At 68.0% G+C, this 831-nt stretch carries 1 protein-coding gene; it reads left to right on the top strand.

Translation table 11 applies throughout. From position 1 onward, the window contains the following. Positions 1-831: PAS domain-containing protein (locus EN893_RS36065; RefSeq protein ID WP_128362269.1), on the top strand; the 831-nt coding region annotated here is incomplete at both ends.

Raw genomic sequence — 831 nt, 5'->3', positions numbered from 1 at the left:
GGCCTGCGCGACGGCCAGTCGGGCGACGGCGAGTTTAGGCTCGCACAGTCCATTCGGCCCGGTGCCGAGCCTGGCGCCCGCTGGTACCGGGCCCGCGCCCGCGCCTTCAGCGTTCCAGGCCAGCGGCTGCCGATGCTGGCCTGGCAGCTTGCCGACATCTCGCAGGAGCGGGCCGAGCAGGAGCGCTTCTTCCTCGACCTGCAGAAGGCGATCGATCACCTCGACCACGCGCCGGCCGGCTTCTTTTCGGCCGACCAGGAGGGCCGCGTCACCTATATCAACGCCACGCTCGCCGAATGGCTGGGCATCGACCTCACCAGCTTCACGCCCGGCGCCGTGTCTCTGTCGGAGATCGTGGCCGGCGACGGCATGGCGCTGGTCCGCTCGGTCAAGGCCGACCCCGGCACCACACGCAACGCGGTGATCGATCTCGACCTGACGACCACGACGGGCGAAGCGCTGCCGGTGCGCTTCATGCACCGTGTTTCGGCCAGCCGCGAAGGATTGAACGGGCCGACACGCACGATCGTGCTCAACCGCACGCAAGGCGAGGATGCCTCTGCCGATTTGCGGGCTTCGGAAGTGCGCTTCACCCGCTTCTTCAACTCGACACCGATGGCGATCGCCGGCGTCGACCACAATGGGCGCATCCTGCGCACCAATGCGCCGTTCCTGTCGCTGTTTTCGTCTGTCGTCGATCGCGACGCCGTCGACCGTCGCGTAAGGCTCGACACGGTGATCCACGAACGCGACCGGCCGGCCTTCGCGGCTGCCTTCGAGAAAGCGCAGCAGCGGCAGGCCGACATCGAGCCGATCGACACGCTTTTGCCC

The organism is Mesorhizobium sp. M7A.F.Ca.CA.004.04.2.1 (assembly GCF_004022825.1).
Classification (GTDB): domain Bacteria; phylum Pseudomonadota; class Alphaproteobacteria; order Rhizobiales; family Rhizobiaceae; genus Mesorhizobium.
This window is presented reverse-complemented; position numbering and strand designations above follow the sequence as displayed.